The sequence below is a fragment of the Micromonospora ureilytica genome, from assembly GCF_015751765.1.
Taxonomy (GTDB): domain Bacteria; phylum Actinomycetota; class Actinomycetes; order Mycobacteriales; family Micromonosporaceae; genus Micromonospora; species Micromonospora ureilytica.
In genome coordinates, this window is the sequence record NZ_JADOTX010000001.1 from 5,629,740 (window position 1) to 5,649,355 (window position 19,616).

18 protein-coding genes are annotated in these 19,616 nt (G+C 71.2%); 3 read left to right on the forward strand and 15 right to left on the reverse strand.

The window, feature by feature from the left end; translation table 11 throughout:
• Positions 1-42: 42 nt before the first annotated feature.
• The 5 genes from IW248_RS25745 to IW248_RS25765 form a co-directional block, all read right to left on the reverse strand.
• The gene (locus IW248_RS25745) at positions 43-1,734 is read right to left on the reverse strand and encodes a monocarboxylic acid transporter (protein WP_196929008.1); all 1,692 of its coding nucleotides are present in this window, start codon (positions 1,732-1,734) and stop codon (positions 43-45) included.
• Positions 1,712-2,077, reverse strand: a complete 366-nt coding sequence (locus IW248_RS25750) for a DUF485 domain-containing protein (protein WP_196929009.1) — start codon at positions 2,075-2,077, stop codon at positions 1,712-1,714. Before IW248_RS25750 ends, IW248_RS25745 begins: the two co-directional genes overlap by 23 nt.
• 175 nt (positions 2,078-2,252) lie before the next feature.
• Positions 2,253-2,885: a flavin reductase family protein gene (locus IW248_RS25755; RefSeq protein WP_307788397.1), complete on the reverse strand. Its 633-nt coding sequence runs from the start codon at positions 2,883-2,885 to the stop codon at positions 2,253-2,255.
• A gap of 102 nt (positions 2,886-2,987) precedes the next feature.
• Complete coding sequence (locus IW248_RS25760; protein ID WP_372432732.1) at positions 2,988-4,691, reverse strand: ABC transporter permease; 1,704 nt, start codon at positions 4,689-4,691, stop codon at positions 2,988-2,990.
• A complete protein-coding gene (locus tag IW248_RS25765; protein WP_030487756.1) occupies positions 4,676-5,440 on the reverse strand; it encodes an ABC transporter ATP-binding protein in 765 nt (254 codons plus the stop codon). Before IW248_RS25765 ends, IW248_RS25760 begins: the two co-directional genes overlap by 16 nt.
• A 274-nt stretch (positions 5,441-5,714) precedes the next feature.
• On the opposite strand from IW248_RS25765, the gene IW248_RS25770 reads away from it, so the two are divergent.
• Complete coding sequence (locus tag IW248_RS25770) at positions 5,715-6,215, forward strand: SigE family RNA polymerase sigma factor (protein WP_196929010.1); 501 nt, start codon at positions 5,715-5,717, stop codon at positions 6,213-6,215.
• A complete protein-coding gene (locus IW248_RS25775) occupies positions 6,208-7,050 on the forward strand; it encodes a hypothetical protein (protein WP_196929011.1) in 843 nt (280 codons plus the stop codon). The genes IW248_RS25770 and IW248_RS25775 overlap by 8 nt, the downstream gene beginning before the upstream one ends.
• Positions 7,051-7,066: 16 nt before the next feature.
• On the opposite strand, the gene IW248_RS25780 is transcribed toward IW248_RS25775, so the two are convergent.
• The 10 genes from IW248_RS25780 to IW248_RS25825 form a co-directional block, all read right to left on the reverse strand.
• On the reverse strand, positions 7,067-8,707 hold the full coding sequence (locus IW248_RS25780) for a sodium/solute symporter (RefSeq protein ID WP_196929012.1): 1,641 nt from the start codon (positions 8,705-8,707) through the stop codon (positions 7,067-7,069).
• Position 8,708: 1 nt separating this feature from the next.
• Entirely contained in the window at positions 8,709-9,122 is a 414-nt protein-coding gene (locus tag IW248_RS25785) for a DUF485 domain-containing protein (RefSeq protein WP_307788235.1), read from the reverse strand.
• 44 nt (positions 9,123-9,166) lie between these two features.
• Positions 9,167-10,870 (reverse strand): DUF4153 domain-containing protein, encoded by a 1,704-nt coding sequence (locus IW248_RS25790; protein WP_196929013.1) that lies wholly within the window; start codon positions 10,868-10,870, stop codon positions 9,167-9,169.
• Positions 10,867-11,949 (reverse strand): sensor histidine kinase, encoded by a 1,083-nt coding sequence (locus tag IW248_RS25795; protein WP_196929014.1) that lies wholly within the window; start codon positions 11,947-11,949, stop codon positions 10,867-10,869. Before IW248_RS25795 ends, IW248_RS25790 begins: the two co-directional genes overlap by 4 nt.
• Positions 11,946-12,620 (reverse strand): response regulator transcription factor, encoded by a 675-nt coding sequence (locus IW248_RS25800; RefSeq protein WP_196929015.1) that lies wholly within the window; start codon positions 12,618-12,620, stop codon positions 11,946-11,948. Before IW248_RS25800 ends, IW248_RS25795 begins: the two co-directional genes overlap by 4 nt.
• 182 nt (positions 12,621-12,802) lie before the next feature.
• On the reverse strand, positions 12,803-13,465 hold the full coding sequence (locus IW248_RS25805) for a DUF5701 family protein (RefSeq protein WP_196929016.1): 663 nt from the start codon (positions 13,463-13,465) through the stop codon (positions 12,803-12,805).
• Between the two features lie 66 nt (positions 13,466-13,531).
• Complete coding sequence (locus IW248_RS25810) at positions 13,532-14,293, reverse strand: LytR/AlgR family response regulator transcription factor (RefSeq protein ID WP_088950711.1); 762 nt, start codon at positions 14,291-14,293, stop codon at positions 13,532-13,534.
• Between the two features lie 23 nt (positions 14,294-14,316).
• Entirely contained in the window at positions 14,317-15,543 is a 1,227-nt protein-coding gene (locus IW248_RS25815; protein WP_196929017.1) for a sensor histidine kinase, read from the reverse strand.
• A gap of 39 nt (positions 15,544-15,582) precedes the next feature.
• A complete protein-coding gene (locus IW248_RS25820) occupies positions 15,583-17,154 on the reverse strand; it encodes a sugar transferase (protein ID WP_167493099.1) in 1,572 nt (523 codons plus the stop codon).
• Positions 17,155-17,417: 263 nt separating this feature from the next.
• Positions 17,418-18,278: an Fpg/Nei family DNA glycosylase gene (locus IW248_RS25825; RefSeq protein WP_196929018.1), complete on the reverse strand. Its 861-nt coding sequence runs from the start codon at positions 18,276-18,278 to the stop codon at positions 17,418-17,420.
• A gap of 50 nt (positions 18,279-18,328) precedes the next feature.
• On the opposite strand from IW248_RS25825, the gene IW248_RS25830 reads away from it, so the two are divergent.
• The gene (locus IW248_RS25830) at positions 18,329-19,600 is read left to right on the forward strand and encodes a glycosyltransferase (RefSeq protein WP_196929019.1); all 1,272 of its coding nucleotides are present in this window, start codon (positions 18,329-18,331) and stop codon (positions 19,598-19,600) included.
• Positions 19,601-19,616 lie beyond the last annotated feature (16 nt).

Below are 19,616 nucleotides of genomic sequence, written 5' to 3' on the forward strand. Positions count from 1 at the left end.
GACGTCGCGCGTCAGCAGGAGGCCCCTCGACAGGTACCGCGATCAGTGGGCGCCAGAGCCGGTGAGGGCGCGCACCTCGAGTTCCGCGTACTTGTCCTCGTCGTGCTCCTTGGAGATGACAGTGCCGATCCACCCGCAGAGGAAACCGAACGGGATGGAGAGGATGCCCGGGTTGGACAGCGGGAACCACTGCCAGTCGTGGTTCGGGAACATCGAGGTCGCCGCACCGGAGACCACCGGCGAGAAGAACACCAGCAGCACGGCCGAGAGCAGCCCGCCGTAGATCGCCCACACCGCGCCGGACGTGTTGAACCTCCGCCAGAAGAGGCTGTAGAGGATCGCCGGCAGGTTGCCCGAGGCGGCGACCGCGAAGGCCAGCGCCACGAGGAATGCCACGTTGAGGTTCTGCGCGAAGATCGACAGGGCGATCGACACCGCGCCGATCCCCAGGGCGGAGATCCGGGCGACCCGTACCTCCTGCCGCTCCGACGTCTCGCCCTTCTTCAGCACGTTCGCGTAGAAGTCGTGCGCCAGGCTGGACGACGAGGCCAGCGTCAACCCGGCGACCACCGCGAGGATGGTGGCGAAGGCGACCGCCGCGATGATCGCCAGCATGGCTGCCCCACCCAGTTCGCCGCCGAAGAAGTCGATGCCGAGCGCTTCGGCCAACTGCGGCGCGGCGGTGTTGCCCGCCTTGTCCTGCGCCGTGATCGCCTGGCTGCCCACCAGCGCCGCCGCACCGAAGCCGAGGGCCAGGGTGAGCAGGTAGAAGGTGCCGATGATGCCGATCGCCCAGAGCACGCTCTTGCGGGCCGCCTTCGCGGTCGGCACCGTGTAGAAGCGGATCAGGATGTGCGGCAGACCGGCGGTGCCGAGCACCAGGGCGATACCCAGGGACAGCAGGTCCACCTTGTTGTAGAAGGTCTGCGTCGAGTTGCCGGCGACCTCGACGCCGTACCGCAACCCGGGTTCGAGGAACGCGCTGCCCTTGCCGGATGCCTCGGCCGCCTGGCCCAGCAGCGCCGAAAGGTTGAAGTTGAACTTCGCCAACACCAGGATGGTCATCAGCAGCGCACCGCCCATGAGCAGGAACGCCTTGACGATCTGCACGTAGGTGGTGCCCTTCATGCCGCCCACGGTGACGTAAATGATCATCAGCGCGCCGACCATGATGATGGTGGCGATCTTCGCAGTGGACGCGTCCATGCCGAGGAAGGTCGTCCCCGGCTTGATGCCGAGCAGCAACGCGACAAGCGCGCCGGCGCCCACCATCTGCGCGAGCAGGTAGAAGATCGACACCGTGATGGTGGAGACCGCCGCCGCCGTACGCACCGGACGCTGACGCATCCGGAAGGCCAGCACGTCCGCCATCGTGTACCGGCCCGAGTTCCGCAGCAGCTCCGCGACCAGCAGCAGGGCCACCAGCCAGGCGACCAGGAAGCCGATCGAGTAGAGGAAGCCGTCGTAGCCGTACAACGCGATGATGCCGGCGATGCCGAGGAACGACGCGGCTGACATGTAGTCGCCGCCGATCGCCATGCCGTTCTGGAAGCCGGAGAAGGACCGGCCGCCCGCGTAGAAGTCGGTCGCCGTCTTGGTCTGCCGGCTGGCCCAGATGGTGATGCCCAGGGTCACCGCCACGAAGACCAGGAAGAGCGTGATGGTCAGGTTGCGGGCGGTGTGGTTGCCCGCCTCAGCCGCGAGGAACGTCTCAACCGCGTGAACCGTCTTCACGGGTCACCTCCCCGATCTCGGCGCGGATCCGGTCCGCGATGGGGTCGATCTTCCGGTCCGCGTACCGGGAGTAGAGCCAGGCGATCAGGAACGTGGAGACGAACTGGAGCAGGCCGAAGACGAGCGCGACGTTGATGTTGCTGCCGAACAGCTTCGTGCCCATGAAGTCCCGGGCGTACGCGGAGAGAATGACGTAGAGCGCATACCACAGGAAGAAAGCGACGGTCATCGGGAAGACGAAGCCGCGCAGCGAACGCCGCAGCCCGGCGAACTCGTCCGACCGTTGTACGGCCAGGTACTTGTCCGACTGGGAAGCGGCCGGAGCGGGTGTGTCCGTGGACATCTGTGGATCACCACCTTCACAGGCGTCAGAGGAGTTTCGCGCACCGTAAAGAGCGCACTCCCCGGCGGGGAAGGCTGAGATCGACGCCGGTCGGCGAGTGCGCCGAGCGGTTGGCTGGCTGCGCCAAGTGACTCAGGTCACTGCGGTGATCGGTCGCCTCCGGCGAGGCGTCCGTTCAGGCCGGCAGCTCGTGATAGCGACCGCGGTAGTGCAGCAGCGGGGTGGCCTCCTCGGCCAGGTCGACCGCCTCGATCGTGGCCTCGACCAGCAGGCCCCAGCCGTACTCCCGGGCGGTGTCCAGCCGGCACCCGGCCCAGCCGGCGGCGTCCGTCGGGACCGGCCCGTACGGCGTCTCGATCCACGCGCCGGTGGCGAAGAGCCCGCCCGGGGCGGGGAAGAGGCCGGCGAACCGGTCGGCGAGTTGCCGGTGTGGCGGCCCGAGCGGCGCGACGGCGAACCGCCCCGCCTCCTCGACGGCGGCCCAGAGGTCGGACTCCGGGTCGATCAGCCCGAGCAGCCGGTCCGGTTCCCCCTCAGCCACCAGGGTCGACGAGACGGTCAGCCCGGCCGGACCGGGCGCCGTCCAGAGGGTCACCGGTGCGGCGAGGCGACCACGCAGCCGGCGTACCGGCGATCGTTGCCCGGTCGGCACCGCGAACGGGTCGGTGTGGTGGATCTCGGCACCCGGCTCATGATTCACGTGAAACATTGTGCCGCCCCGGACCCTCGCCCAACCAAGGAAGCGCTCGGGGGCGGTGGAATCGCCCGGCTGCGGCGCGGTCCGCTCGGCGGAGGGCGATAGCCGAATGACCGTGATGCCTCTGAGTCATATTGATGCCTCAGAGACATCACGCTCGCGGTGACACAGTGATCCCTGGTGCGATGCCCAGGACCCCAGCCGGTGCGCCGGTTAACGACGCGGCGTGACCGTGGCCAGCAGTTCCGGCTGGCGTCGGTCCAGCACATCGCCGGCCAGGTATGCGCCCAGCAGCGCCGCGCCCAGCCCGTACGCCGCGCCGACCGGCAGGGCCAGCCAGAGCCACGCGTCACCGAGCAGCGCGGCGGCCACCACCATCGGCACCGCGGCGACCGCCGAGGCGAGCATGGCCAGCAGGGTGAGGAGCCCCTTCGCCAGGCCCGCGCCGCTGTTCATCGCGAACGGGTTGCTCGTCTCCGGCAGCGAGTACGCCCCGAGCACCGAGACCAGGCTGTTCACCGCCAGCCCGGCACCGTAGGTGGCGACCAGGCTGCCGATCGTGAGACCGATCCAACCCGGTCGACCGAGCAGCACCGACAGCACCACCGCGACGACGCCCAACATCGGCAGCACGTACAGCGAGAAGGCAGTCATCCGGGCCCGCAGCTCGACCCGGCCGGGCACCCCGGCCACCACGTTCGCGGCGTACGCGCTGCCGTCGAAACCGAACTGGTTGGCCAGCGTGACGGCGGCGAGCACGCCCACGAACAGCATCGAGATGGTGACCACGACCGGCGAGCTGTCGCTGGCAGCCGACGTCAACCCCTCGTCGCCCATGGCTGCGAAGTCCCCGCCCGTAACATTGATCATCACTGGCACGAAGATGCCGACCACCGCGATCGTGATCAGGTTGGCCCGGCGACGAGCGTCCCGCCACCAGTAACGGGCCTCCCGGGCGACCAGGGCGCCGAACCGGTCCCGGTGGGCCCAGCCGGCGACCCGGGGAAACAGTTGGGCGACCGCGCCACCGGCAACTCCACGTCGCACCGGGGCCTTACCGGCGCTCGCCGCACCCACCATCGCCGACTCGATCGACCGGGACCACCAGGCCAGCAGGGCGCCGAGCGCCACCACAGTGATCAGCAACTTGACCGGCGCCGCCCACACCCGCCCCTGGGCCACGTCGATGCCGACGGTCCACGGAGCGCCCAACGGCGTCCAACCGATCACGGTCGCCACCCCGGTGAGCCGGGTCCAGTCCGCCTCCCGCAGCGCGGCCAGGCCGAAGACCTGCAACGGGCCGAGCAGCGCGGCCGTCACCGCCAACAGCACGGCCGCCAGGTCGCGGACCCGTCGGGACCGCAACATGGTGGCGAAGGCGCTGGTCACCGCCCGACTGGCGGCCACACAGAGCAGCAGCCCGGCGAGCACACCCACGACGGCGACCAACCCCGCCGACCAGCCGCCCAACGACCAGGCGGTCAGCACCAGCCCGAACGACGCGATCAGCACCGCCAGCGCCGGCACGCTGATCAGGGCCGCCGCGAACAGGCCGGTCACCAACGTGCGCCGGGGCAGCGGCAGCAGCGCGAACCGGGCCGGGTCCAGTGTCTCGTCCACACCGAAGAAGACAAGGGGCAGGAGCAGCCAACCGAGCACAAGCAGCCCGCCACCCGCCGCCGCGATCAGCACCGCGTACGTGCCGTTGCCGGTCAGGCCCGGCGCGGCGAAGAGGAAGAAACCGCTGGCGGCGAACCAGAGCCCGAGCAACGCGCCGCCGACGAACATGGCGATCCGCCAACCCTGACCGCGGAAGTTGTTGCCCATCACCCGCAGCTTGAGCCGCACGAAGTGTCGAGCGGAAACCGACCGTACGGGTGCGGCGGGAGTGGCGTCCGCGCTCACTGGGAGAGCCACGACAGCTCCTCGCCGGTCGCGGTGCGCCCGCCGACCACCTCGACGAAGACCTGCTCCAACGAGCGACCGCCACGGACCTCGTCGATGGTCCCGACCCGCTTGATGGTGCCGCCGGCCAGGATCGCCACGTGCGAGCAGAGCCGCTCCACCACCTCCATCACGTGACTGGAGAAGACCACAGTGCCGCCGCCGGCCGCGTACCGGGTGAGGATGTCCCGGATCAGCGCGGCGGAGACCGGGTCGACCGCCTCGAACGGCTCGTCCAACACCAGCACCCGAGGACCGTGCAGCAGTGCGCAGGCCAGGCCGATCTTCTTCTTCATGCCCGCCGAGTAGTCCACCACCAGCGTCCGACCGGCGTCACCGAGCGCCAGAACGTCCAGCAGCTCGGCGGCCCGCTGGTCGACCACCGCCGGGTCCATCCCCCGCAACAACCCGTTGTACGCCAGCAGCTCCGCCCCGGTCAGCCGGTCGAACAGCCGGACCCCGTCGGGCATCACGCCGAGCAGCCGCTTGGCGGTCACCGGGTCCTGCCAGACGTCGTGCCCGAGCACCCAGGCGGAGCCGGCGTCCGGTCGCAGCAGCCCGACCGCCATCGACAGGGTGGTGGTCTTGCCGGCGCCGTTCGGGCCGAGCAGGCCATAGAAGGAACCGGCGGGGACGTCCAGGTCGACGCCGGCCACCGCGACCGTGCCGTCGAACCGCTTGGCCAGGCCACGCAGTGCGAGCGCGGGGTGCTCAACAGTCATGGAGCAGACGCTATCCGCCGCCCGCCAGTTCCGCCGTCCGGCGACGGGCGGACCCGCGATCATCCCCGAGGCGGACGATGATTGCGCCGATCTTGCAGCTTCTGTTGTCGACATGGGTGGAAATGACCCCTGTGTCGTGACAGAAAGTGCAAGATCGCGGAACGCGCCGGCAGCCTCGTTCCTGCCAGCGTGCCGTTCTCCTTGCTGCCCCTGATGCAACCGGCCGTCGTGCTGGCGGGTGACAGTGGCAGAAGCGACAACGGGGGAGGGGACGTTGGACAGAGACGATGGGTTCGAGGACTTCTATCGAGCCACCAGACACCGGGTCGTCACCGTGCTGTACGCGCTCGGTGGCGACATCCACGAGGCGCAGGACGCCGCGCAGGAAGCGTACGTCCGGGCCTGGCAGCGCTGGCAGCGCATCGGCGAGTACGGCGATCCGGAGGCGTGGGTGCGCGGCGTGGGGCACCGCCTCCTCATAAACCGATGGCGCAAGATCCGTAACGGCATCCGGGCAAACCGGCGGCACGGTCCGGCCACTGCCGTGGGACCACCCTCGGAGAACACTGTCGCGCTGGTCGCGGCGTTACGTCGATTGCCGCTGGAACAACGCGAGGCGATCGTCCTGCACTACCTGGCGGACCTCTCGGTCGCTGACATCGCGACTCAGATCGGTGTGCCGCTCGGCACCGTCAAGGCCCGGCTCTCCCGGGGCCGCCAGGCCATGGCCCCCATGCTCGGCAGCACCCTCCCGGAGGAGGTCAGCAATGCCTGATCAGTTCTTCATCGACATCTACCGCGACACTGAGCACCTGACCTGGACGCCGACCGAACAGGTGCGGGAGCACGGCCGGCGGCGGACTCGTCGGACCAGGATCGCGGCGACGCTCGTCGGCGTGGTCGCGGTGGCCCTGGTGGCTACCGGGGCGGTGGCGCTGGCCGGCGGCCGGGAGGGGACGCCGACGCCGGTGCTGCCGGCGACCGGATCACCGACCCCGACACCCGCGCCGTCAGCCACCCCGACGCCGTCCCCACCGAAGGCCACCCGAACTCCCGTCGTACCGCCGTCGAACCCGTCAAGTCCCAGCGGCCGATCGTCGACCGGTTCCGCCAACCCGGCCATCCCGGAGTCGGCGATGTTGCAGGCGTCCGACGTGCCGTCCGGCTGGCGAAGGCAGGCGGCGAGCAGGGACGGGGACTCCAGCTTCGCCTTCAGCACCGGCGGGTGCGAACCTTCGAATCACCCGCTGTACCGGCTGAAGTCCCGCGCGCAACGCGGGATCGTCTTCGTCCAGGGCCAGATCGCGCCGTTGACCGAGACGGTGACCCGGTACTCGGCGAGGGATGCCGCCCGCTACCTCGGCGAGGTGCGGGACCGGGCCGAGTCGTGCGCTGGGACGGGGGCGAAAATCACCGTGCTCGCCGAGGATCTCGCAGACACCGACTCGGTGCTGGTCCGTGTCGAGCACCATGACAACGCCGTTTCCGAGTATCTGTTCGTTCGGGTCGGCGATCTGACTGCCGAACTCTGGGTGGCCGACCGCGCGGCCGCTACGAGGTACGCCCCAAAGGTTGCCGAACGGCTCTGCGCCGGCACCGACGCCTGCTGAGTCTGACGTCCCGGACTCACATCCGGAGGGCCTCCGGGGTGTGCAGGCGGAGCATGGTGGCGGCTACGTCGGCCGGGGCTCGCCGGCGGGTCGCCATGGACACGGCGACCATCACGGTGAAGGCCAGCGGCACCGTCCAGGCGGCCGGCTGCGCGATGAGCGTGGCCGGCCAGCCGGACAGCGGTGGGCCGAGCACGGTGACCAGCACCGCGCCGATCGCCGCGCCGCCGCCGACCACCACGCCGGCGGTGGCGCCCACGTCGGTCAGCCCGCGCCACCAGATGCCGAGCACCAGCAGCGGGCAGAAGCTCGACGCGGCGACAGCGAAGGCCAGCCCGACGACCTGCGACACGTCCAGTCCGGAGACGTGCAGCGACAGCACCGCCGGCACACCACCGGCGATGACGGTGGCCAGCCGGAAACCGCGTACCGAGCCCCGACCGAGCACGTCCGTCGAGATGACCCCGGCGACGCTGGTCAGCAGGCCGGACGAGGTGGAGAGGAACGCCGCGAAGGCACCGGCGGCGACCAGCGCGGCGAGTAGCCGCCCGGCCAGGCCGTCACCCAGAGCCGCCTCGGGTAGCAGCACCACCACCGCGTCGGTCTGGCCGCTGAGCAGCAGTTGCGGGGTGTAGATCCGGCCAAGGACCCCGTACAGGGTGGGCAGCAGGTAGAACGCGCCGACCAATGCCAGCACGACAAGGGTGGTCCTGCGGGCCGACGCGCCGTCCGGATTGGTGTAGAAGCGCACCAGCACGTGCGGCAGGCCCATGGTGCCCAGAAAGGTGGCCAGGATCAGCGAGTACGTGGCGAACAGGCCCCGGTCGTCGTCACCGGCGGCGCTGGGCAGCAACCAGTCGTTGGCATCGGTGGCCACCCCGGACACGTCCGGGACCGGATCACCGGCAGCGAAGGTCAGCTCGTCGCCGGGGCGTACCTCCCGGATGTCACCGTCGGGCAGGGTGAGGGTCGCGCGGTGCTCGACCACGACTGTGGTCGCGGCCCGGAACGTCGGCCCGTCGGGTGGGGTCACCGCCGGGCGGCCGTCGGCCTGCCACTGCAGGGCCAGGAAGATCACCGGTACGGCGAGAGCGGTCAGCTTGAGCCAGTACTGGAACGCCTGCACGAAGGTGATGGCGCGCATGCCGCCCAGCGCCACGTTCGCGGTGACCACGGACGCCACCAGCAGGGCTCCGAGGGGGTACGGGGAGCCGGCCACCGTGGCCAGGGTCAGCCCGGCGCCCTGGAGCTGCGGCACCAGGTACAGCCAACCGATGAAGATCACGAAGGCTGTAGCCAGGATGCGGAGTCGACGCGATCCCAGCCGCAGCTCGCAGAAGTCGGGCAGGGTGAACGCCCCGGAGCGGCGCAGCGGCGCGGCCACGAAGAGCAGCAGGGCCAGGTAGCCGGCGGCGAACCCGACCGGGTACCAGAGCACGTCCACGCCGTACTTGAGGACCAGCCCCGCGATGCCGAGGAAGCTCGCCGCCGACAGGTACTCCCCGCCGATGGCGGCGGCGTTCCACGTGGGACTGATCGCCCGGGACGCCACCAGGAAGTCGGACGTGGTCCGGGCCAACCGCAGCCCGTAGAAGCCGATCCCGACGGTGACCAGGGTGACCGCGACGATGGCCGGGACCACGAAGTCGTTGCCCACCTCAGCGCTCCGGCCGTTGCACCAGGTCGGTGAAGTCCTGCTCGTTGCGTTCGGCGAGCCGCACGTACGCCCAGCCCACGGCGATCAGGAACGGGAAGGAGGCCACGCCGAGCAGCAGCCACGGCAGGTTGACGCCGACGACTGTGGTCCGGCCGAGCGAGGGCGCGATCGCGAACAGCCAGGGCAACCCGCCCAACCCGATGGCCACCACCAGGGACAGCCGCAGTGCCAGCGCGAGTTGGGCCCGGACCAGGCCGCGGACCAGCGCCTCACCGACCTGGGTCTGCTGGGCCAACTCGGCGCGGGTCCGCTCGGCGCGGGTGTCCTGCCGGGTGATATCGGCCAGCACGATCCGGGACCGCCGGGGCGGCGGTACCGCACCGCTCGACCCCACGTCGGGGAGTTGCTTGGCCACCCCGGCAGTCTCGCCCGCCGCACGCGATTGTCAAGCGCTCACGCTCACCAGCCTCGCAGACCGGGGCAGTCGGTAACGCTGGCGCTCACCGGGATCGTGGCGAGAACCCGCTGGGCGCGTTCCCTACCGAGGTTCGTCGCCCAGAAGCCGTCCCGGGGCAGCTCGTTGGCGATCTCCCCCAACGCGCAGGAGCGCATCGGCTCTGGCAGCCGACCCAGGGCCGGCACGGCGTCGGCCGACAGCCCGGACAGGTAGCTGACATCCAACCGGCCGGTCTCCAGGTACCTGTCGACGTTCCGATCGGCGATCAGGCGATCAGGGTTGAGAAGTGCCAACCCGAGCAGCGCCAGCACCGCCGTGCCCACCACCAGCGGGGGGAGCCAGTCGGCCCGCAACCGCACCACGGCCACCCCGACCAGAATGAAGAGCAGCCCGAGCCAGAGCTCGACCGCCGACACGACGAGCCGCAGCCGGGTGGCACCGTACGCGTCGGCGTAGACCTGCATCCGGTAGAGCGCCGAGGCGACGATCACCAGACTGAGCGCGGCGAGCGTGCCGAGCAGTACGCGGACCAGCAGCCGGTCCGCCCGGGTTGCCTTCGGCGCCCGGCGGGCTGCGATCGCGATCACCAGCAGGGTGAGCGCGGTGACGGCGAGCAGTTGCCAGAACCCGCCGCGGGCGTACTGGGCGTAGGTGAGCCCCGCCGTACGCAGCACGTGCCCCGCCCCGCCGAACAACACAGTCAGCTGGACCAGCACGAACACGGCGAACAGGGCGTCGAGCAACACCAGCGGGAGGGTCCACTCCAGCCGGTGGGCCGGTCGGGACGGCGCCGGTCGCAGCCCCTCCAGGTCGGGTGGGCGGCTGACCAGGTACGCGGCACCGAGCAGACCGCCGCCGATCAGGAGTAGACGCAGCAACCAGCCGATCACACCCGCCGGCGAGATGTCGGGCAGCAGACCGCCGACCAGGTTGGCGAAGACCGCGTCGGCGGACGAGAAGAGCAGCCCGAACAGCGTCAGCAGGACGGCGGACATCGCGAGGCTGGTCACGATGCGCCCGAACCCGATCCCCGAGCCGGCCGGGCGGTTGTCGCGCACTCCGCGTACCGCCCACGGGAGCGCCCGTACCGTCGCGGCCGGCGGCAGCGTCGCGGCGACAAGCATTCCTAGCGGGCTTCGCCCGCCGGTCACCGCGAGTGTCCCGGTGACCGCCGCCGCGAGCAGGCAGAGGACGAAGAGCCAGCCGGCGGCCCGGACCGTGCCGACGGCGACCAACGTGACAGTCGTGGCAGCCCAGGCGACCTGAGCCACCCGCCCCGGTGCCCCCGTGGCACCGGGACGGGCGGTTGCGGAGCCGGTTGCGGCGCCGGGTTCGGTCGGCTCGGTGCGGCCTGCGGCCGGGGAGGACGTCCCGGACCTGACGACTCCGGCGGCGCCCAGGGCCGCCGCGCCGGCCAACGCCGCGACCAGCCAGCCGAGGCCCGGACGAACCATGGTGAGCACCGAGGCGCCGACGACTGCTGCCGCCGCCAACGCCGCCAGCACCATCGGACGGGCGGCACCGGATGGTCCCGGCCAGCGCCGCGCGATCACCGATGGTGGCCGGGGCAGGGCGGGCGCGGCCATGAATGCCGGGGGACTACCGGCCGTCGGCGGTGCGGCCGGGCCGGGCCGCACGGTCGCGGCGACCTGCGCAGGCCCGGTCGGCCCGGTGGCCGGAAGTGGGGTGCTGCCCGGGCTGGTCATGCGGCCTCTTCTCGGTATGGTCCGTCACACGGGATGGTGACCTGGATGCGGCAGCCGGGTCGCTCGCCCCGGTGTGGCCCGGCGGGATCGAGGACACCGATCCGACCGCCGTGCAACTCGACGACCCACCGGGCGATGGCCAGGCCGAGCCCGGTCCCGCCTCCCGCCGACCGGTCGCCGCGGGTGAACCGCTCGAACACCCGGGAACGCTCGGTCGGCGGAATGCCCTGACCCTCGTCGCTCACCTCGAAGCGGAGCTGGTCGCCGTGTTCCTCGGCGCTCACCCGCACCGTGCCGCCGGGCGGGCTGTGTCGCGCCGCGTTGTCGAGCAGGTTCGCGAAGACCTGGTGCAGCCGCCACGGGTCCGCTTGGACCGTCAGCGGCGCCGGCAGGTCGCGGAGCTGGAAGCGCACGTCCAGGCCGGCACCGGACGCGCTGGCCGTGGCGTGCTCCACCGCCTCGTCGAGGAAGTCCCCCACGTCGATGCGTACCCGCCGCAGCGGCACCACCCCGGCGTCGAGTCGGGACAGGTCGAGCAGGTCGGCGACGAGGTGCCCGAGCCGTTCGGTCTGGGTCAGGGCCGAACGCAGCGCCGCGGGTTCGGGATCGGCCACCCCGTCCACCATGTTCTCCAGCACGCCCTGCAACGCGGTGATCGGCGTACGCAGCTCATGCGAGACGTTCGCGATCAGCTCGCGTCGGCGCTGGTCGGCGGCGTGCAGGTCCTCGGCCATCTTGTTGAACGCCTGGGCCAGCTCGCCGACCTCGTCACGGGAGGTGGCGCGCACCCGGCGTGTGTAGTCGCCGCGGGCCATCGCGCCGGCGGCCGCCGTCATGTCCCGCAACGGCGAGGTCATGCCGTGGGCGAGCACCTGCGAGGTGAGCAGGGCGACGGCGATGGCGGTGGCCGAGGTGACCGGCGGCGGCCAGCCGATGCCGTACGAGAAGTAGGCCAGCCCGGCCGCACCGGAGGCGACCAGCAGCACCCCCAGCTTCAGCTTGATCGAGCGCACCGGGTCCAACGGTCGGGGCAGCAGCTCCAGCACCCGGTCCAGACGGGTGAGCAGGGTCGCCGTCATAACGGCAGCTCCAGGGCGTAGCCGACCCCGTGCACAGTGCGGATGAGATCGGCGCCCAGCTTGCGGCGCAGAGCCTTGATGTGGCTGTCCACCGTGCGGGTGCCGTTTCCGTCGCCCCATCCCCAGACATCGGCCAGGAGCCGTTCCCGGGGGAGCACCGTGCGAGGTCGCCCCGCGAGGTGGACCAGCAGGTCGAACTCGGTCGGGGTGAGGTGCACGTCCGACCCGGCCCGGCGGACCCGTCGCTCGGCCTCGTTGATCTCGATGTCGCCGAGGCGGATGGCGGGCGGCGTGGCGGCGGCCCGCTCCACCCGGCGCAGCAGGACATGCACCCGGGCCGTGAGTTCCCGCATCGAGAACGGCTTGGTGAGGTAGTCGTCCGCGCCGACCGCCAGCCCCACGAGCAGATCGGTCTCGTCGTCCCGGGCGGTGAGCATCAGCACCGGCACCGGCCGGTCGGCCTGGATCCGGCGGCACACCTCCAGGCCGTCGAAGCCGGGCAGCATCACGTCGAGGACGACAAGATCCGGCTGTGCGGCGTGGAACTGCGCGACCGCGCTGGGCCCGTCCGCCGCGATCTCCACCGTGAAACCCTCGGCCCGTAATCGGGCGGCGATGGACTCGGCGATGGTCCGTTCGTCCTCGACCACCAGTACCCGGCGTTCGTTCATGGGTCCTGACTGTAGGGAGCCGCCGTGGAGATCAGTGGTTTGCGTTGTGAATAACCTGTGGAGAACCGCTCATGCCTGTGGATAACTCCGGGACCGTGCCGGCTGGCGTGGTGGAACTCCCAAGGCTCGTTGTGGACAACCGACACACAGCTACCTCCCCTCCCGGCAAGGGCGGTCTGCGGTCACTCGAGGCCGATGCGCTCCGGCCGGGCCGAGGCGGAGCCGAGCCAGGTGTGCGGGTTGCCGTACCAGCACCAGCCCAGCTTGGGTGCGCCCTGGCTGATCCAGAGCGCCGGCACCCGCTTGTCGCCGCAGCGGGAGCCGACCAGCGAGAAGCACCTGTTGCTGGCGAGTGCGGCCGGGTGCAGCGTGATGAAGGCGAGCCCCTCGTCGATGGTGAGCGGCAGCCGGCCCTGCGCGGTGATCCCCTCCATGGCGGTGGCCGGGGCCAGGTTGCGGAACTCCTCGCCCCGGTCGACGTCGAAGAGCAGGTACGCCGGCCCGGCCGGCGCCTCCAACTCCTTGATCGGGTCGAAGCGGGGCAGGTCGTCCTCGGCGTAGTTCCGGTCGACGACGCCGGGCTTGCGCTTGCCGGCCAGCGTGGTCAGCTCCACCCGTTCCGGCACCCCGATCAGGTCCCGGGTGATGACCAGCAGGAACGGCACCCGGGCGTCGGTGGGGGCGGGCAGCCCGGCGGCGCCCTCGACCGCCCTGGCCCGCAGTGGCGCGACGAGGTCGCGGAAGGCGCTCTCGGTCAGCCCGGCGAGGGCGGGGTAGCCGAGCTGCACCAGTCGGTCGAGTTGGCTGTCGAACTCGGATTCGGTGTCGAACGGGGTCTCGGTCACGGCAAGCCTCCCGGAAGTCGTACGGACTAGCGTACAACGTACGGTAGGGCTGCTCCCATTCCCGGCTCAGCGACTCCAATCCTGCTTCGCGGCCCTGACCAGCTTGTCCTTCAGCTCCCGGGTGTGCCGCCGGCTCACCGGCAGCTCGGTCGAGTCGATCACCACCACGTAGCCGGAGTTGACCAGTCGCAACTCCGCGATCAACTTCAACTGCACCAGGTACGACCGGTGCACCCGGACGAACCCGGCATCGGCCCAGCGCTCCGCGAGCGTGGCCAGCGAGACCCGCACCAGGTGCGACCCCTCCGCGGTGTGCAACCGGGCGTAGTCCCCCTGCGCCTCCACCCACCGCACCGCCGAGCGGGGCAGCATCCGGGTGGTGCCGGCCAACTCGATGGGGATGGTCGGGTCCTCCTCGGCGCGGGCCAACGCCGCCGGGTGCGACGGCACCACCCGCGAGCCGATCACCCGGCGCAGCGACTCGGCCAGCCGATCGGCACGAACCGGTTTCCGCACGTAGTCGGTGGCGCCCAGGTCGAAGGCGTCCACCGCGCCGTCGTCGTACGCGGTGACGAACACGATCGCCGGTGGCCGGGCGAAGCGGCGCAGCACCCGGGCCAGCTCCATGCCGTCCAGGCCGGGCATCCGGATGTCCAGGAAGACCACGTCCACGTCGCCGTCGCGCAGCAGTCGCAGCGCCTCGGTGGCATCCCCGGCCGTGTGCAACCGGGCCACCCGGGGGTCGGCCCGGAGGTGGTACGCCAGCTCGTCGAGCGCGGGTGGCTCGTCGTCCACCGCGAGGACGCGCAGGAAGCCGGACGCGTTCACCGCACCCGTCCCGGTCCGCTCGCTCACGACCCTGCCCGTACGCCGGGGTGGAACTTCGGCACCCGCATGCTCACCTTCGTGCCCGAACCCAGCCCGGTCTCCACGACCAGGCCGAACCGATCCCCGAAGACCGACCGCAGCCGCTCGTCGACGTTGGAGAGGCCGACGTGCTGGCCCGTGTCGTCACCCGGGTCGCCGGTGCCGCGGGCCAGCTCGGCGATCCCGGCGGTAAGCGTGGTCGGATCCATTCCCACTCCGTCGTCCTCCACCGTGATGTGGCATTCGGCGCCCGCGTCCCGGGCCTCGATGCTCACCATGCCCGTGCCCGGCTTGCGGGACAACCCGTGGCGAACCGCGTTCTCCACCAACGGCTGGAGGCAGAGGAACGGCAGCGTCACCGGCAGCACCTCCGGGGCGATCTGCAACCGCACCTGCAACCGGTCGCCGAACCGGGCCCGCTCGATGGTCAGGTAACGGTCGATCGACCGCAGCTCCTCGGCCAGGGTGGTGAACTCACCGTGCGCCCGGAACGAGTAACGGGTGAATTCGGCGAACTCCAGGATCAACTCCCGGGCCCGCTCCGGATCGGTGCGCACGAACGAGCCGATCGCGGTCAGCGCGTTGTAGATGAAGTGCGGGCTGATCTGCGCTCGCAACGCGCGGATCTCGGCGCGGGCGAGCCGCTCCCGCGACGAGTCCAGCTCGGCCAGGGCGAGCTGGTTGCCGGCCCAGTGCGCAGTCTCCAGGGTGGCCTGCACCAACCCTGGTGGCGGTGGGCTGTCGGCCACCGCCACCAGCGCGCCCACCACCCGGCCGTCCGCCGCCAGCAACGGTGCGACCACCGCCCCGCGGATCGGGCAGTCGACCCGGTCGCAGTGCAGATCCTGCTCACCGAGCACCGTCGAGCGGCCGGTCTCCACCGTCCGCTGGGCCGCCGCGAGCAACTGCTGGCCGTGGTGCGTGCCGCGCCCGTCGAGGGCCAGCAGCCGCTCGGCGTCGGTGAGCGCCAGCCCGGCCGCGCCCACCAGAGCCCGCAGATGGCGTACGGCCTTCGCCGCGCCCGCCTCGCTCAACCCCGCTCGCAGCGGCTCGGCGGCCAGGCCGGCGGTGTGCAGCACCTCGTAGGTCGCCCGCTGGGTAGCGGTGGCGATGCCACGGCGGGCGCGCAGCCGCAGCACCGCCAACAGGGCCGCGGTCAGCGCGGTGACGAGTGAGACGACGCCGACCACGGCGGAGAGGTTGGCAGCCACGCAGCGATCCTCGCCCCTGCGAGCCGGCGCGCCAACCCTCTAGTACGCGCCCTTGCGGGCGAGCACCACCCCGACGGTGCGCCACAGGATGCTCAGGTCGTACGCGAGCGACCAGTTGTCGACGTAGTAGAGGTCCAGTCGGACCGACTCGTCCCAGGACAGGTCGGAGCGGCCGGAGACCTGCCACAGCCCGGTCATACCGGGGCGGACCAGCAGTCGGCGGCGCACATCACCCAGGAAGTCACCGTCGTCGGCCGGTAGCGGGCGGGGCCCGACCAGCGACATCTCACCCCAGAGCACGTTGATCAGCTGCGGCAGCTCGTCCAGCGACGTGGCGCGCAGGAAACGGCCGACCGGGAAGACCCGGGGGTCCTCCTTCATCTTGAACAGCATGCCGTCGGTCTCGTTGCGGTCGACCAGACTGGCCAGCCGATCCTCGGCGTCGACGTACATGGTCCGGAACTTCCACACCCGGAACGTGCGCCCCTCGTGCCCCACCCGGGGCTGCCGGAAGAAGACCGGCCCGGGGTCGGAGATCCGGATCGCCACGGCGATGGCCAGGAACAGCGGGGTCAGCAGCAGCAGGCCGAGGCCGGCGGCGACCCGGTCCAGCAGGTTCTTGGCCAGCAGCGCCGGCCCGGAGAGGGTCGGCTCCTCGACGTGCAGCAGCGGCAGACCCTCGATCGGCCGGATGTGCACCCGAGGGCCGGCGATGTCGGTGAGCTGCGGGGCGACCACCAGGTCGACACCGGAACCTTCCAACTGCCAGGCCAGCCGTCGCAGCTCGCCCGGCTCGGCGCTGGCCGACCCGCAGACGGCGATGGTGTCCCCGCCGACCTCACGGACCAGGGCCAGAACGTCTCGTCCGGCGTACACCGGCACCGGGGTCGGCATCCCCCGGGCCGCCGCGTACCCGTTGGTGATGTGGATGGCGACGGGCATCAGCCCGGCGGACGGGCTGCGGGTGACCGCCGCGTAGACCTCGAGGCACTCCGGCAGGGTGCCGACCAGCACCATCCGGTGCGCGGCCTGGCCGGCCTGCCGGCGGATGTAGTGCAGGGCCCACCGGGCCACGAACCGACCCCAGAGGATCAGCAGTGCCGCACCGACCAGCGCGGTGCCCACGGTGAACCGGGAGAGCTGGGTCACTGTGGCGAAGGCGAGGAAGGAGACGCTCGCGGCCACCGTCACCGACGCCCGGATCACCCGCTTGTACTCGTCGGGCCCGAGCCCCAGATAGCGCCTGTCATACGCCCGGTTGCCCCAGAGGATGACGACCCAGCCGAGCGGGAGCAGCAGGTAGGAGATGGTGTGGAACCAGGTCGGGTCCTGCTTGGTGCCGGAGAACCCGGAGGCAGCCTGGTCGAAGAGCTGAATCGCGATCCAGCTGGCGAATGCTGCCGCGCTGAAGTCGAGTAGCAGCAGGATCGCCGTGTAGGGGCGGTGCCAACGGGAGACACGGCGTCGCGCCCTGGCCCACGCCGACCGGGGTACACCATTGTGTGTGGGCGGCGTCGGCGGCTGGATCTCGAAGCTGTCGACGTGCCGCACGAGTCTGCTCCGGCCTTCGTTGGTTACCGGGCGCTGGAGGCTTGCCGTCACCTCACCCATGTCCTCCCGCATGACACGGACCGCTCACTCGCCGTGAAGGCCCGGGTCGCCCACCGTCCCAGTCTCCCACGCGGGCCGGACCGGTCGCCGCCCCGAAGGAGATTGGCGACCGATGGTGCCGGCGGGATCTGGCCGGCTCCGCACCATTTCAGAAGCCGGGGACCGGGCCACTATACCGATGGATACGCGGGGGGCGGGACAGGCGGACCGGAGCTTCCACTCAGTGTGGGCGATTCCGCTGCGTAACTACCGAGTGGAATTACTCACCGTACGAGACGGGACAACCGACGGTCAGCGAGCGGCTTGCCGCCGGTCTGGCAGGTCGGGCAGTACTGGAGGCTGGAGTCGGCGAACGACACCTCACGCACCGTGTCCCCGCAGACCGGGCAGGGCAGCCCGGTGCGGGCGTGCACCTTCAGCCCGGAGCGCTTCTCGCCCTTGAGTTCCGCGGCCCGCTGACCGAGGGACCGCTCGACCGCGTCGCCGAGGACCTGTCGGGTGGCCGCGTGCAGGGTGGCGATCTGGGCGTCGGTGAGCCGATCGGTGATCGCGAACGGGGACAGCTTCGCCGCGTGCAGGATCTCGTCGGAGTACGCGTTGCCCACCCCGGACAGCACCGACTGGTCGGTCAGCACCCCCTTGACCTGCCCCCGCCGGCTCCGCAGCCGCTCGGCGAAGGTCGGCAGATCCGCGGCGAACGCGTCCGGGCCCAGCTTGGCCACCCCGGGGACCGCCGCGAGGTCGGTCACCAGGTATGCGGCCAGCTTCTTCTGGGTGCCCGCCTCGGTGAGGTCGAAGCCGGAACCGTCATCCAGGCGTACCCGCACCGCGATCGGGCCCTTGCCGGGACGCAGGGGGGTGGTGGCGGGGAACGCCTCCCGGTAGTGCAGCCAGCCTGCTCGCGCCAAATGCACCACCAGGTGCAGACCGCCCTCGAACAGGACATCGAGGAACTTGCCGTGCCGACTGGCGTCGACCACCGCCCGACCGGCGACCTCGGTCGGGGCCGGCTCGTACGTTTTCAGGGCGCTGATCGCGGCGATCTCCAGCCGATCGACGCGCCGCCCCACCGCGCGCTGACGCAGGTAACCCGCGAGCGCCTCAACCTCCGGTAGTTCGGGCACGACACAACCTCCGGTAATTCGGGCACGACACAACGGTAGCCTTCTTTCCCGTGAGAATCGTGGTGGCACACAACCGGTACCGGGAAGCCCAGCCTTCTGGTGAGAACACGATCGTCGACTCGGAGATCGCCCAGCTCACCGCCGCTGGCGTCGAGGTGTTGCCCTTCATCCGCAGCTCGGACGAGATCCCGTCGATGTCGAAGGTGGCGAAGGCGCTGCTGCCGATCTCGCCGATCTGGGCGCCACGCGCCCAGCACGACCTGAGCCGGCTGCTCACCGAGCACCGACCTGACGTTCTGCACCTGCACAACCCGTACCCCCTGCTGTCGCCCTGGGTGGTGCGGACCGCGCACCGGCACGGCGTGCCGGTGGTGCAGACGGTGCACAACTACCGGCAGGTCTGCTCGTCGGGGATCTACTTCCGCGACGGCGTGATCTGTCAGGACTGCAAGGGCCGGGCGTTCGGTGTGCCGGCGATCAAGCACCGCTGCTACCGCGACTCGGCGGCACAGAGCGCGCTGATGGCGACCACCCTGGCCGTGCACCGAGGCACCTGGCGTTCGGTGGATCGGTACATCGCGCTCACCACGGCGATCGCCGACCACCTCCGCGACTACGGCATTCCGGACGATCGCATCGTGGTGAAGCCGAACTCCGTACCCGACCCGGGTCGGCCGGCGCCGCTCGGTGACGGGTTCCTCTACATGGCCCGGCTCTCCCCGGAGAAGGGCGTCGGCCTGCTGCTGGACGCCTGGCGACGACACCCGGTGGGTGCGCTGGGCACGCTGCGGGTGGCCGGCGACGGTGAGCTGCGCCCGCTGGTGGAGGCCGCCGCCGCCGAGCGACCCGACGTGGTCTACCTCGGTCAGCTCGACCGGGCCGGCGTGCAGGCAGCGGTCGAGGCGAGCGCTGTGGTGATCGTCGCCGCGATGTGGCACGACGTGCTGCCCACCGTGATCATCGAGGCGTTGGCGAGCGGCCGGCCGGTGCTCGGTACGGCATTGGGTGGCATTCCGTACCTGCTCGGGGCCGACGCCCCGCACGAGCCCGCCGGCACCGGGCCCGCCGAGATCGCCTCCGCGGTCGCCGGGGGCGGTGGCGGGTCACCCATGCCGGCGGGGATCGGCCTGGGCGAGGCCGGTTGGGTGGTCGCCCCGGAGCCGGCGGCGCTCGCGGCCGCCCTGCCGGTCGCCCGCGCCGGTGCGTCCGGGCTGACCATGGCCGCCCGCGCCCGCTACGAGCGCATCTTCCACCCCGACGTGGTCACCAAGCAGCTTCTCGACATCTACGCGGGCCTGGCCCGCACCCCCAACCACGTCTGACCCACCCCCCCACCCG